Here is a 12,117-nt window from a genome sequence, read left to right on the forward strand (position 1 = left end):
GGTATTTTAGTTGGTGTTTTTCACCACAAAATTAGTTGAAGATTGCAACCAAAAAATATATTCTTTTATTATTGCATCTTCACTGTAATCTGACAGGATTCTTTTATTCAAATTCAACCCCATTTCTGTTCTTAAATTTGGCTGTTCTATCAAGATTTGAATGGCTTCGATAAATTGATTGCTATTATTAGATTCAATAATCTGTCCTTCCTTTTCAGAAGTAATCACTTTGGAAATCTCGCCTACATTTGTTGCAACAGCCGGTAATTTGTACAATCCATATTCCAGAACGGCTAAAGGAAGCCCTTCAGAAAAAGAAGGCAGGACCGCAATATCACATTGTTCTAAAGCACTGCCCACATTTTTTACAGCACCGTAAAAAAAGACGGTATCCTGAAGTTTAAATTCGGCTACCATTTTATTTAATCGGTCCGCATATAAATCTTTAAAATCTTTGCCGAACAGATGAAAACTCCAGTCCGGAAATTTATCTTTTATTGAACGGGCTACATTTAACAGTAATTCATAATTCTTTTGGGGACGCAAGTTCGCAACACAAATAATTCTCTTTCCCTCGGATCCAAATAAGGATATTTTTTCATTTAAAATTACTGACTTCTCAATAAAATTAGGAAGAAATATAATATCAGGACAGAACAAATATGATGCTGCCCACTTTTCTAATGCGGTATTCACTGAAATAATACCCTTAAAAAAAACAGAGCCAAATTTAAGACTTAAGCTCTTTCTTAAAGTTAGATCCTGTGAGATCCCATAATGATCGTGCCAGATAATTTTTACTCTCGGAAGCGTTATTTTAGCTAAAACAGCAATAAAAAAAGAAGAACTATGCGCATGAATAATATCAATTTTATTATTCTTCAGATACTTTCTCAGCTGAAAAACAGCTTTAAAATCTACACTCTTTTTTCTCTTTAAAAATAAATAAGACACTTTTTCGTCTATCTGACTTAAAAGCAGCCCTTCTTTCCGGGTTGCAATTAATCCCGAAAAAGTAATTTTCTTAGCCAGAGCATTAGCATAATTTACTGCCATTCTCTCTGCTCCACCCGTTTCTAAAGAGTCTATAAGCTGTACAATTCTCATTCTGTGAGTATCTTTTTAATCTCCGTTTCAAAAACAGTTGTTGTATAATTCTGTGACCATTCCAGTGCCAGCTTGCTTTTGGAAAAAAAAGCTTTTTCATTCTCCAGTATTTCTTCCAGTTGAATTACATCTTTCTCTAAATCCATATCCAACAAGATCCCTCTGTTTCCATAATCGAGCATAAAAGGAACGCACGAAACTTTGGTTGCAACAGGTACGCATCCCCAAAACATACCTTCGGCTATTGCTTTAGGCCAGCCTTCACTTTTAGATGGCAGTACTACAAAATGACTTTTTTTATATGCTTTTTTTATGATATCCTGGTTTTGGTTACCGTGCAATAAAACATGGTTTTCTAATTGATTTACTTTAATATAGTCCCGTAAAATCTCTTTTTCAACTCCTTCTCCATAGATATTCAAAACGACGTTTTTACCTTTTTTAATCAGTTTCTCTGCCAGTCGTATTGCGTACATCGGATTTTTACCTTTAACTAAGCTTCCGACGAAAATCAATTCTATTACCGGATCAAGGCTTGGTTTTTCTATGCTTTCCTTCTCAGATACTGAATAGGTCGCTGTAAAAAAGGGCTTTATATTTTTAGATTGGTTTTCCCAATCTCCGTAAACCAAAACCTGCATATTTTTGGTCAAAAAAGTATTGCTTAAAATATATTTTTGTATCCGATACGCCAACGGTTGTTTGCTTTTTGGATCCCAATTACCTGCATATTTGGCTGTTTTTGTTTTATTCGGAAATAAAATCTGCACCAGACATCCCAACAAACCCATATTTCCCGGACAACGCAAATGAATGTGATCCGCAGTTTGCATTGCTTTATAAGTCCTCCACGATACCAAGGGTAAAAAAAGAAGACTCCTTAAAATACCAACAGGCGTAGTTAATGCCAAAGCAGGAACTTCCTGAAAATTAAGCTCGGGGTGTTGATAAGCCAAATCAATGTTGCCGACTTTATCTTTAAGTAAAGGAGCGACAATACTGACCTGATCTACATATTTAAACCAGATATTCATCTCCCAGACATACGGCCCATAGCCGTACAAATGAGTCTCTTCCTTTTTATGGAGAACATGGGTGATGATTGTAAAATTCATAGATTCTGAGCTTTTTCTGTGAAAGAAAGGGTTCTTTTAAATAGTATTCCGGATGCAATTGGATTTCCCTTACTTTCTTTCGATTATTTTTTTCATCATTGCGCTATAGGTTTCAACACCAAATTTTTCTACAAATGTTTTCCTTGCCTTAATCCCCATCTCATATTGATTTTCAGCACTGTTTTCTACTCTTTCAAAAAGCAAAACCATTTCTTCTTTAGTAGGATTAAATTTAAAGCAATCTATCCCCTCTTCCAGTTCTGTAGAAAGTCCTGTGGTATTTGAAATTAGCAAAGGAGTCTGATTCATCATCGATTCTAAACCCACTGTTGGTAAATTATCAAATTTAGAAGGTATAATAGTATAATGACTTTCATTGAGATATTTATCAATTTCATTATAAGTTAAGGCCCCAACAAAATTAATCTTGACATCGTTTCCTATTAATTCCTCAATTTGATTGTGCTGACTACCGCTGCCCGCAATATTCAAAATAATTTTTGATGTCTTAAATTTCTCTTTATAAACTAAAAAAGCATGAATTAAATCAATAACTCCTTTTGATGGTTCGAGCCGCCCTAAATAAGACACTACAATAGAGTCTGAATTTAAAGTACTTTTTCCATTAAACCTGTCTTTCATCGGATTCACAACTTTTACTCCTTTTGTGCAGCCAAAATAGTATTCCAGATCTTCTTTGGCTAAGTCCGAAGGACAAATAACCTGATCTGCAAACCATTTATAAAGCAGTTTCTTTCTGTATTTTTTGAAATTCCTTTTCAAAGAGGAACTCGAAACATCTTGCTGAATCTGAGTAGACAATGTATGATAATAGGGAAATGTTTTAATCTTACCCAGTGAAAGTATTTTAGATACTATGGTAGTGATGTTAACATTTACAAAATGGCTTATTAGTACAGTTGGCCTGTATCTCCAATAGAGTTTAGCGAACCAAAGCGCATCCTTAAATTTCACAGGTCTGTTTACTGTTGGCCAGGAATAAACGGAAAGTTCTCCTTCTCCGATATTTTCTTTGAAGGGTTTGTTAAAAAAAGGGTTGTGCGAAATAAATACAACACTATTGCCTGCACGTGTTAAATCACGAGCTAAATAATAACTCATAAAAGAAAATGAACTTTCGGTATAATTATGTGCTATTAAAATTGTTTTCATTTATTCGTTACCTAAAATTCCCATCTTATAAAAATCAATATTCTGAAGAACAATATTCTCTAAACCATATTTTTCAAGTACAACTTCTCTGGCCTTTTTACCCATTACAATTGATTTTTCCTTGTTATCAAAAGTCCAAATAATCTTTTGGGCTATATCTGCAGGGTTATGTGGGTCACATAACAAGCCTGTTTTATAATTTTCTATTGTCTCCGGCCCGGGGCCTAATTTGGTAAAAACAACGGCTTTTCCCATAGCCATCGCCTCCGGTGCGACTAGTCCCTGTGTTTCCATATGAGACGGGAATACACAAACTGTAGCTTCTGAATACACTACTGGTATATTTGTATATGGAATTGCTCCATGAAAATGAATGTCTTTTACAAGCTCTCCTAATTGCGGCAACTCTTTTTCTTTCAATAGCTGCAGGTAAGAACTACCGTCAGGAAAAAACCAATCTCTGCCATATATTTCTAATGTTGCCTCAGGATATTCTTTTTTTACCAATGGAAAAGCTTGTATTAACTGGCGAATTCCCTTCTTCTCGCAAACCGTACCTACAAAGACAATTTTCGATTCAGGAGCTTCTTTTACCATTGGCTGAAACAATGTTGTGTTTATCGGGTTTTTAATATAGGCAACAGCTTTCCCGTTATAACTTAAATATTTTTCGGTGTGCGTTTTTACATATTGAGAAACGGCAATAAAAGCATCGCTATTTTTAAACGATCGATTCTCTTGAAATCCTTTCCATTTATTGATTTTTCTATTTTCGCTTTCCGCAAAAAAATGATGACCTCCGTGAAGTCGTATGATGTATTTTATAGTCTTTATTTTACTGATAAAAGCAAGACCTAACTCAGAAGACTCCACTATATTGATAGGATTATCTTGGTGAATTTCTTTTATCTTTTTGTTAATTGCTTTAAAATTAAAATACCAGGAAATCATTTTTAAAGTACTTCTTTTTAAACGATAGACATGCACACCGTCTACAATTTCGGTCTCGTCATTTAAAGTATAATTAATCCCAATTACCGAAACATGAATTCCTCTTTTGACCAATGCTACAGCCAGAGTCTTTACAAAACTACCTATCCCGCCATGAGGGAATCCTTCTTTTGGATATTCATTTGTTAAAAAACAGATGTGCATTTTAATTTGCTTTAATGATTTCCCTTATTCTCATTGAGGCATTTTTATAATCTTCCAGTACTGTTTTTTTCCATTCGATCATCTTCGAACTACAACTCTTTTGAAGCGTTAGCTTTTCTACAATTTCCGCTTTATTGTTCAGCCAAATTACGGCATCTTTATTAGGCATACTCTTGAAATGTTGAAATTGATAAATCGTTTTTACCGACCAATCTTTCACATTTTTAATTGGCTGATCGTAATTAATAAAGACACAAGGTTTGCTGAACATGGCAAAATCAAAAGCCATAGTCGATCCAACATTCACCACTATATCCGAGTAAAAAGCAGTGCTGACCAACAACTTCACATCGTCAACCGATGGATACACTGTACTCCATTCGTCTGTAGTATTAAAATACCACAAAGGAACGGCTTCTTTTATCAAATCTTTATATTTATGTACAACAGCATCATATCTACCTGAAAAATCGACCGGACATCTTCTGAACAAAATTTGATATTCATCCTGTAAATTAGCTTTTATCAATTCTTCGGCAATATCATTCAAGTACGCCGGATCATCGGGAGATGTCTTTGTGTCATCACCTGAAAAGCAAATGATTTTCTTATTTGGATCTAAATTATAGCTCTTGTAAAAAGTCTCTTTGTCAATACTGTTTTTTTTCTCTTCGTAAAACTCAAATTGAGAAGTTCCAGTAATAGCAATCTTTTCTGATGGAATTTCAGGATAATACAGCTCTAATTCTTTTTTCATGTAAGCGGACCATACCAAATAATTGTCTGCTCTTAACGCCATTCTTGCCTTTGGCAAATTATCCCAGGAATAAATTACAGTTGCTGTCTTAATTCCCAGATCGGTCGCAGCGGCAAATATAGTGGCTACTTTCAGCGCACGTTGGTGCGAGCAAAAAACAGTTTTTGGCTGTACCTCTTTTAATATATTTTTTACCTCATCGTAGAAAACATTCTGACGGATTGCTTTTTGGTATTTTTCTTCTAATTTGAGAATATTGGAGTATTCTTTAAAAAAAGGAGCTACAGATTCAATTAGTTTATAAAAAACCTTTTTCGAAAATGTCTTTTGATTCCAATTCCAATTGGTCAATAAGGAAGTGTTTTTTACTTTTTGGGTATTATAATAGAGTCTGGAAAGGCAAATTAATTCTCTTAAAAATTTCTCTTTAGCAGATTCTTTGTAAGCTGGAATAGTAATTTCGTCATCAATTGTTACATTATCTCTAATCGCTTTTACCGTTTCAGGATCAAAATTATGAAACAATACTAAATCCTCTTCCATATCTTTAAAGACATTAGAATACAGATAATTTCTAATTCCGACTCCATCGGGAAAGAGCAATAAAATTTTATCCTTCTCCATTCAAAAATTCAATCATTAACTTATAATTCTTAAAACTGGTCTGGTTACTTTTTACCAAAAAAATCATTTATAATTCTCGCCGTAAAAATCTTTGCTCCGGAATCGTTCATGTGTCCACAGGATGAGAAATACTTGTCTTCGACTACTACATTTTCATAATTATGAATTTCAGGATAGGCCTTTTTTACTTTGTCGAAATAGTTCATTCCTTTAACATTCTCGCACATTGGTGTCATTACCGCTATAAAATTAATGCCATTGGCTTTGCAGATATCCTTAATCTCTTGGTAGTATTTATTGTGAGGCAGTGGATTCAGATTAACAATATTGTTTTTCATATTCCCGTTTTTTGTTTTGAACAAAGGGTAATATCCTGAATTATCCAACATAGATGTTTTTTTATGAATTGCAGTAAAAAAAGCCTCTCTAAATCCAATTTTGCCATCGTACTTTATATAGCGATAAAAAGGCAGGTAATACAACTCATTGAAATCTTTTTCGTTTTCAAAATGTTTTTTTATCGTCTCAGAACTGTGAATGTAGGGTAAAAACAGGGCCGAAATCCCCTCGGATTTCTCCTCTCCGGAAAGATTTAAATCGGCTTCTAAGATTACATTCTTAATCACATATTTTCTTTCGATCATTAACTTTAACATCAGTGAAGCTTCGAAAAGATGCCCCCCGCTCATTCCGTAATTAAATGTTTTCAATCCTTTATCCTCAAACATTTGTGGCACAAAATGGTTATTGGCACGAGAAGAGCCTAGGATTACGACATCATATTTTTTAGCTTCAGAATTTACTACCGTTTCGACCTTACCACGGTTTTTTGATTGCATAAAAACAACGGTATACAATCCGTCCAGTATAACCGCTACAAGAGCTGTTACGAATATAATTTTGACTGTATAAATTAAAAAATTCTTCATTAAAACTGAAAATATATAAATTCTTTATAATCTGAATAGGTTCCGAAAGCTAGTATAGCCACGATGGCTAATGCCAATTTAAGCATGCTTCTTTTTCCTGAAAGCGGTTCAATTTTGTTTCTGTTATTCCATTCAACCAAAACAAACAAACCAATCATTACTAACAATTCGTAGCTGTAACGTTCGTTATCTAAATATTGAAAGCTGAAATCTCTGTTTGTAACTATCCTTTTTAAATAAGAAACAGCATCTGTAATAGATCTGGCTCTAAAAAACACCCAAGCAACGCAGGTCAGCAAAAATGTATAAAGAATACTCATTAGTACTTTTACGGAATCGAAATTAAACTTCAGCTCAATTGCATCCATATTATTGCGGTTGCTGTTTGACAAAAGTAAAGGCAGGAAATACACGGCGTTTATAAATCCCCAGACTACATAAGTCCAATTGGCGCCGTGCCAAAATCCACTGACCACAAAAATGATGAATGTATTTCTGATTTTCATCCCAAGACCGCCTTTGCTTCCTCCCAATGGGATGTATAAGTAATCGCGAAACCAAGACGACAACGAAATATGCCAGCGACGCCAGAACTCGGCAATATCTCTGGAGAAATAAGGATAATTGAAATTTCGTAACAAGTCTAAACCAAACAATTTTGAAACCCCCAATGCGATATCCGAATAGCCTGAAAAATCTCCATAAATTTGAAATGCAAAATATACGGCTCCCAAAATAAGAGAGAACGAATTCATTCCTGTATAATTATCAAAAATAGCATTGGCATAGGTTGCACAGGTATCTGCAATAACTACTTTTTTTACCAGACCCCAAATGATTTGATAAACACCTTCTTTTGCCAGTTGAAAATTAAACTCTCTTTTTACTTTTACCTGTGGCAATAAGTGTGTGGCTCGCTCTATTGGTCCTGCCACCAAAAGAGGAAAATAGCTTACAAAAAGTGAATAATCTACAAAATTGTATTCTGCTTTTATTCTTTTGTAATAGATATCAATAACATAGGATAGTCCGTGAAAAGTGTAAAATGAAATTCCTACCGGAAGTATAACCTCTAATAAAATCGGACTTGCCTTAACTCCCGCCGAACTTAATAATTCTGCGAAAGAAGCTGCAAAAAAGTTGTAATATTTAAAAATTCCCAGAAATCCTAAATTGACTAAAATACTAAGCCAAAACCAGAATTTTCGGCTTTTTTCAGACTTTCCTTTTTCGATCTGAATACCGGTATAATAATCCAGAAATGTAGAGAAAACCAGTAAAAACAAGAATCTCCAGTCCCAACAGGAATAGAAGTAATAACTCGCTACGATCAATAAGGCATTTTGGGTGCTTTTGGTTTTATTGAAAACAAACCAATATAGAAAAAAGACGATTGGTAAAAAAATAGCAAACGCTAAGGAGTTAAAAAACATAAATTGAATTAATTATTAAAATGCAAATGCTATTTATTTATGGTTACAATGAATTACTTAAACCACTTGGTAGTGAAATCATGAATCGAAATATAAAAATCTCCTACGTTCTCTTCTACTTTATCGGGGCTCCAATTCCACCATTGTATTTTTTTCATTTTGTCGATGGTATCGAGATCATATTTCATTTTTACAATTGCTCCGGGAATTCCTCCAACAATTGCGTAATCCGGAACATCTTTTGTAACCACTGTACCTGCCAAGATTGTAACTCCGTCTCCAATTTTTACATTGGGCAAAATTATGGCATTCATTCCAATCCACACATCATTGCCGACTATGGTTTTACTTTCCTCTGTTCTAATATTTCTTTTAAAATCAGACTGGGTACTGCTACCGATCGGTAACTCTTTATTGACAAGATGATTGAAGTGCGGATAACTTGTGACCTCACTTATCGTATGATGCCCAGAATCTAATATAAAATTCACATCATTGGCTATCGAACAGTATTTTCCAATTTCTAATGCTGAATTTTGATGCCATTGCCAGACAAATGCTCCATTATGATAGGTTTTATAACCAATAGAAACATTTTTAGCCTTATCCAAATAGGTTTTATTTTGACCTTTTAAAAAGTCAAAATATCCTTTTCCCAGAATTGTCCACGCTATTTTTCGAAAAAACTGTTTCATTTTACTTTTCCTTAGCTTGATAGTTCATTTAATTGAAAGGCACTCGTATTCCAAAATGAAACAACACTGCTATTTTCAAGACCAAATTCACAAAAAATGGCAGACGCAAAATTTCGTAAGCCAATCCCCGCGTATCCTAAACTAAAAACCTTATTGTTTCTCATTAAAAATCTTTAAACTGCTTTTGGTGATTCAGCTGCCAAATATCGTTTTTCTTTAGTGAATCCAAAAACAATTTGCTGCTATTTCCTTGTCCAAAATCAGTAGTAGAAGCCTGAACTTCGTGAGAATCTATAACCGATAATGCTTCTTTTATACTTTCGGAAGCATAATCTGTATTGATAATATCGGCATGAACGGCCCTATTCTGCTGACGGGTTCCGATATTAATGATTGGAATTCCATAATAAGGAGCTTCTCGAATTCCGGCGCTACTGTTTCCTATAATAAACTGGCTGTTTTTTAGCAAGGTTAGAAAGTATTCAAAACGAAGAGATGGGAAAATTCTGAATCTTGTATTTTGTTTTAACTTTTCATAGGAATCTAAAATGAATTGACTCCCTAAATCATTATTTGGAAAAATAACAATATAATTATGATCATCCGCCAGTAAACAATCGACGAAAGTAGCTGCATATTCTTTCATGGATTGAAATTCCGTCGTTACGGGGTGAAACATCACAATGGCGAATTCCTGAAATGGAATTTCATAATACTTCTTGGTGATCTCTAAATCGGGTAGTGTATCAGAGAACATAATATCAATATCGGGCGAACCTATAGCAAAAACAGATTCTTTTATTTCTCCCATTTGAATTAATCTTCTCTTGGCCTCTTTATTCGACACAAAATGAATGTGACTTAATTTACTAACACTATGACGGATTAATTCATCAACGGTTCCTGAGACTTCTCCACCTTCAATATGAGCGACCAAAATATTATTTAAAGACCCTACGATAGCTCCTGCAAGTGTTTCTACACGATCACCATGTACCACAATCATATCGGGGTTGATCTTTTTACAGTAATTGGATAAACCTTCGATTGTTTTGGCCAAAGTTAAATCCATTGTGGTTTCGTGCGTGTGATTTTCGAAAGTAAATACATTCTTAAAATTACAGCGCTCAATTTCGATTAAGGTATACCCATAAATTTCCTGCAGATGCATTCCGGTCACAAAGACATAAACTTCAAATTCCGGTTGTGCTTCCAGAATTGAAATCAGCGACTTTATTTTACCAAAATCGGCTCGGGTTCCGGTTAGGAAAAGGATTTTTTTCATTAATTCGAAGCTTTCTTTTTGGACTGTTTTTGAATTTCAATTTTGGCTTTCAAAAGCAAGAATTCACGATTCATTGATTCAAAATATTTTTTGGTATTGGCAAATAGTATATTCTTTAAAAACGAACCCCAAATAACGGTTGTACTGAGAAACTCTTTTTGTCGTAATACATTCGAGGCAATGGTTTCGTTTTTATATCTCGCAATATTTCCTTTTACCGTCCTTTTTATGAAATAAAAATAAGTTTCGTTCAAATCTATTATTTGAAAGTCGTTCTTAACTACCCGGTCGGACCATTCTTTATCTTCAATCGCAACGAGCTCTTCATTAAACTTAAACTGCGCCCACACTTCTTTATTTATTAAAGCACAGGCGGCCATTAAACCACTATCAAGAGGTTCTAGTACTTTAAAATTATTTATTACTGCTCGCTTATAATTCTCTATACTATTAATATATCTTATTCCTGCTATATTTTCATTGGCAGTTAAAGCAGCTAATGTATTTTTAAAGAAACTCGTGCCAACCGGAATCGCATGGGCACTTAACAATAAAACATATTTGGTTGCCGCAGCTTCGATTCCCACATTTATTGCTCTGCCGTAGGTAAAGTCTTTTATATTTACCACCCTGCAATTGTATTTTAAGGCTATCTCTACGCTATTGTCTGTCGAATAATTATCTACAATTATAATTTCTTTATAGTCTCCGGAATATACATCTGTAATAATAGACAGAATATTCTCAAGAGCTTTTGCCTCATTTTTATTTCTAATAACAATAGATATCATAGCTTTTTTAGTGTTGAAAATCAGAAAAATCTAACTGCTCATCGTTTTCTATATCTCTTGTTGCCACTTTTCCAATTAGATCATTAAAATGTTCTGCCAGAATTTTTCCTGTACCGGGACGTTTTACCCAGATATTCTCTTTTGATAATTTTTCTCCTTTTTTAATTGGTGCAATCGCGCAAACTGTTGCAAAAGCAAAATCTATAGTTACCTGCTCCTCTAGTGCCGGTTTTTTTGTTCCCCCGCGCATTAAAGCAATTTCGGCACTCGAAACAATTAATTCACCACAAGCTTTTTCATCCATACTGCAAACAATATCCGGACCTGTGCGTTGCATATGATCTGTAAAATGGCGTTCTAAAATACTGGCTCCAAGAGCAACAGCTCCCAAACAGGCATTATTATTTAAGGTATGATCACTCAATCCGAAAACTTTATCAGGAAATGCCTCATGCAATTCGGTCATGGCTCCATAACGAACCAAATGAATTGGTGTTGGATATAGGTTAGTCGTATGCAACAGAGCAACGGGAATGGCATGTTTATCAAAAATAGCCACCGCTTTTTGAATACTTTCAATCGTATTCATACCTGTGCTCAAAATAACCGGTTTCCCAAAAGAAGCAATATGTTCCAGTAGTGGATAATTGTTACATTCTCCTGAACCAATTTTATAAGCCGGTATATCAAATTTCTTTAATCTTTCTGCTGCTGCTCGTGAAAAAGGTGTTGAAATAAAGATCATACCTTTACTTTCAACGTAATTTTTAAGTTCCAGTTCCTCCTCTTCATTTAAGGAACAACGCTCCATGATTTCATAAATAGAAACATCTGCATTACCAGGAATTACTTTTTTGGCAGCACCACTCATTTCGTCTGCAACAATATGCGTCTGGTGTTTTACAACCTCAACTCCTGCTCTATATGCTGCATCAACCATTTCTTTAGCAACCTCAAGAGATCCTTCGTGATTAATTCCGATTTCGGCAATAACTAAAGGTGGAAAATCCGCTCCGATTTTTCTACCGGCAATTTCTATGTATGGATTCATAT

General features: G+C 34.5%; 11 protein-coding genes. All 11 read right to left on the reverse strand.

The annotated features are described in order from the left end of the window. Positions 1-6: 6 nt before the first annotated feature. The 11 genes from LNP23_RS01465 to neuB all read right to left on the reverse strand — a co-directional run bounded on the left by LNP23_RS01465 (position 7) and on the right by neuB (position 12,115). Positions 7-1,107, reverse strand: coding sequence for a glycosyltransferase (locus LNP23_RS01465; RefSeq protein ID WP_230003254.1), 1,101 nt, complete (start codon positions 1,105-1,107; stop codon positions 7-9). Then, a complete protein-coding gene (locus LNP23_RS01470) occupies positions 1,104-2,222 on the reverse strand; it encodes a glycosyltransferase family 4 protein (protein WP_230003256.1) in 1,119 nt (372 codons plus the stop codon). The genes LNP23_RS01465 and LNP23_RS01470 overlap by 4 nt, the downstream gene beginning before the upstream one ends. Positions 2,223-2,291: 69 nt before the next feature. Then, positions 2,292-3,395 carry a glycosyltransferase family 4 protein gene (locus LNP23_RS01475; protein WP_230003258.1) on the reverse strand — a complete coding sequence of 368 codons (1,104 nt, stop codon included), beginning with the start codon at positions 3,393-3,395 and terminating at the stop codon, positions 2,292-2,294. Continuing rightward, positions 3,396-4,550, reverse strand: a complete 1,155-nt coding sequence (locus LNP23_RS01480; protein ID WP_230003260.1) for a glycosyltransferase family 4 protein — start codon at positions 4,548-4,550, stop codon at positions 3,396-3,398. A gap of 1 nt (position 4,551) precedes the next feature. Continuing rightward, complete coding sequence (locus LNP23_RS01485) at positions 4,552-5,931, reverse strand: UDP-glycosyltransferase (protein WP_230003261.1); 1,380 nt, start codon at positions 5,929-5,931, stop codon at positions 4,552-4,554. 44 nt (positions 5,932-5,975) lie between these two features. Beyond that, positions 5,976-6,860: a hypothetical protein gene (locus LNP23_RS01490; protein WP_230003262.1), complete on the reverse strand. Its 885-nt coding sequence runs from the start codon at positions 6,858-6,860 to the stop codon at positions 5,976-5,978. Then, positions 6,860-8,293 carry an MBOAT family O-acyltransferase gene (locus LNP23_RS01495; protein WP_230003264.1) on the reverse strand — a complete coding sequence of 478 codons (1,434 nt, stop codon included), beginning with the start codon at positions 8,291-8,293 and terminating at the stop codon, positions 6,860-6,862. The genes LNP23_RS01490 and LNP23_RS01495 overlap by 1 nt, the downstream gene beginning before the upstream one ends. A gap of 53 nt (positions 8,294-8,346) precedes the next feature. Next, positions 8,347-8,988, reverse strand: a complete 642-nt coding sequence (locus LNP23_RS22870; RefSeq protein WP_305070195.1) for a CatB-related O-acetyltransferase — start codon at positions 8,986-8,988, stop codon at positions 8,347-8,349. A 163-nt stretch (positions 8,989-9,151) separates the two neighbouring features. Further along, the gene (gene neuC, locus LNP23_RS01505; RefSeq protein WP_230003266.1) at positions 9,152-10,273 is read right to left on the reverse strand and encodes a UDP-N-acetylglucosamine 2-epimerase; all 1,122 of its coding nucleotides are present in this window, start codon (positions 10,271-10,273) and stop codon (positions 9,152-9,154) included. Further along, positions 10,273-11,064, reverse strand: coding sequence for a glycosyltransferase family 2 protein (locus tag LNP23_RS01510; protein ID WP_230003268.1), 792 nt, complete (start codon positions 11,062-11,064; stop codon positions 10,273-10,275). The genes neuC and LNP23_RS01510 overlap by 1 nt, the downstream gene beginning before the upstream one ends. 7 nt (positions 11,065-11,071) lie before the next feature. Beyond that, on the reverse strand, positions 11,072-12,115 hold the full coding sequence (gene neuB, locus LNP23_RS01515; protein WP_047774472.1) for an N-acetylneuraminate synthase: 1,044 nt from the start codon (positions 12,113-12,115) through the stop codon (positions 11,072-11,074). Between the last annotated feature and the right edge of the window lie 2 nt (positions 12,116-12,117).

Source organism: Flavobacterium cupriresistens (assembly GCF_020911925.1).
Classification (GTDB): Bacteria; Bacteroidota; Bacteroidia; order Flavobacteriales; family Flavobacteriaceae; genus Flavobacterium; species Flavobacterium cupriresistens.

Excerpts from the sequence above, each read along its gene's own strand:
- neuC (WP_230003266.1), bottom strand. The coding sequence starts at position 10,273 with ATGAAAAAAATCCTTTTCCTAACCGGAACCCGAGCCGATTTTGGTAAA.
- LNP23_RS01495 (WP_230003264.1), bottom strand. The coding sequence starts at position 8,293 with ATGTTTTTTAACTCCTTAGCGTTTGCTATTTTTTTACCAATCGTCTTT.
- LNP23_RS01470 (WP_230003256.1), bottom strand. The coding sequence starts at position 2,222 with ATGAATTTTACAATCATCACCCATGTTCTCCATAAAAAGGAAGAGACT.
- LNP23_RS01490 (WP_230003262.1), bottom strand. The coding sequence starts at position 6,860 with ATGAAGAATTTTTTAATTTATACAGTCAAAATTATATTCGTAACAGCT.
- LNP23_RS01475 (WP_230003258.1), bottom strand. The coding sequence starts at position 3,395 with ATGAAAACAATTTTAATAGCACATAATTATACCGAAAGTTCATTTTCT.
- LNP23_RS01510 (WP_230003268.1), bottom strand. The coding sequence starts at position 11,064 with ATGATATCTATTGTTATTAGAAATAAAAATGAGGCAAAAGCTCTTGAG.
- LNP23_RS01465 (WP_230003254.1), bottom strand. The coding sequence starts at position 1,107 with ATGAGAATTGTACAGCTTATAGACTCTTTAGAAACGGGTGGAGCAGAG.
- LNP23_RS22870 (WP_305070195.1), bottom strand. The coding sequence starts at position 8,988 with ATGAAACAGTTTTTTCGAAAAATAGCGTGGACAATTCTGGGAAAAGGA.
- neuB (WP_047774472.1), bottom strand. The coding sequence starts at position 12,115 with ATGAATCCATACATAGAAATTGCCGGTAGAAAAATCGGAGCGGATTTT.
- LNP23_RS01480 (WP_230003260.1), bottom strand. The coding sequence starts at position 4,550 with ATGCACATCTGTTTTTTAACAAATGAATATCCAAAAGAAGGATTCCCT.
- LNP23_RS01485 (WP_230003261.1), bottom strand. The coding sequence starts at position 5,931 with ATGGAGAAGGATAAAATTTTATTGCTCTTTCCCGATGGAGTCGGAATT.